We start from the raw sequence: 1314 nt of genomic DNA on the forward strand, positions 1-1314 counted from the left end.
TGACGGCCATGCAATATTTAACGGGAACCCGGCCTGCTCAGGAACTTGACGTAATATCTCACGGTATGTACGCCAGGCTTGTTGATCTACCGGTGCATCCGGCACTTGCGTCCAGTCACTGGCGGTCAGTAAATTATCTCGCTGACGCCGGGCATCTTCAGCCAACTGAGTGTCTGACAAAGGCACAGGAGTCACCGCAATCGGTTTTTTTGTCGACTCATCAAAAATAATAACATTACCCCTGACTTGCTGGTCTAATAAATATTGATAATAATCATCGCTGATCTCAATAGCGTCATCAGGAATATTAACACCATTAATTTCGTCACTATAAAAACCACTGGTTGATTTAGAATAAAACATATGACACCTCAATTTCCTATTGCAATAAACTGATAAGAGATACCAGAGGAAAATTCAACAGAACCACCGTTTCTGACAAATGCGCCATATCCCTTCAACATTTCTTTAGTACTATTACTTTGCCCATATACTGTCACCCCCGTATAATTCCAACCAACAGAATTATTTTCCGTAATGACAGCAGAAAAGAAATTATTAGGATATGCAATAGGGAATGACTGATTAATAACGCCGGCACCTAACGTTGCTCCTACTCCCCATTGAATAATAATACCTGACGGTAAAATCTGGTAACCATTCACTCCTGAACCAGCAGCGCCCACGCCACCAATCGCACGCCACTGTGGCCCCGTGGAAAGGAATCTTATATTTGTTCCACTTTTAACCGTCATCGTATTTGAACCGGATGGATTATTAGGTCCTAATATATTGACCCCGGCACCAGAGATTGTCACAGCCCCGTTGGAGATATTATTAAACTCAATAACCCCACCCGCACAAAGGGAAGCGTTCGGTAATGTAATCGTAATCCCCGCTATTTGGGCTTCAACAAAACAGCCAAACGCATCACTGGTTAACACCTGATTTTCTCTGACGCCAAATGCCGACTTCATATTACCCAAAGCTCTTTGCACAAACGCCGTGGTCGCAATACTACTATCTGCATCAAATAAAGGTGGCGTCGGTGCCAGGGGACTCCCGGTCAATACCGGACTTTCAATCGGCGCATACTGCTTGTGCGGGTTCGCGTTGGCGAGGTGTTTCGCCATCAGATCATCGGCGTAGGCTTTCACCTCAATCGCCTTGTCATCAACCGACTTTCGGGTTGCCAGCACTACCGCCGGGTCAACTTTCAGGGTGACCGCACTGGTGTTACTGACCACCAGAATCACACGCACGGTTTGCACACGACCAGAGCCTTCCTGCAACTGCGGTTTATAGGTATCCGGG

General features: G+C 46.3%; 2 protein-coding genes. Both read right to left on the minus strand.

Features of this window, described 5'->3' with window-relative positions:
* Positions 1–363: tail fiber assembly protein (locus DCH402_RS19710; protein ID WP_040003766.1), on the minus strand; the 363-nt coding region annotated here is incomplete at its 3' end.
* An 8-nt stretch (positions 364–371) separates the two neighbouring features.
* Positions 372–1314, minus strand: a 943-nt coding sequence (locus DCH402_RS19715) for a phage tail-collar fiber domain-containing protein (RefSeq protein ID WP_040003006.1), incomplete at its 5' end; no start/stop codon positions are given.

Origin of the sequence: Dickeya chrysanthemi NCPPB 402 (genome assembly GCF_000406105.1) — a bacterium.
Taxonomy (GTDB): domain Bacteria; phylum Pseudomonadota; class Gammaproteobacteria; order Enterobacterales; family Enterobacteriaceae; genus Dickeya; species Dickeya chrysanthemi.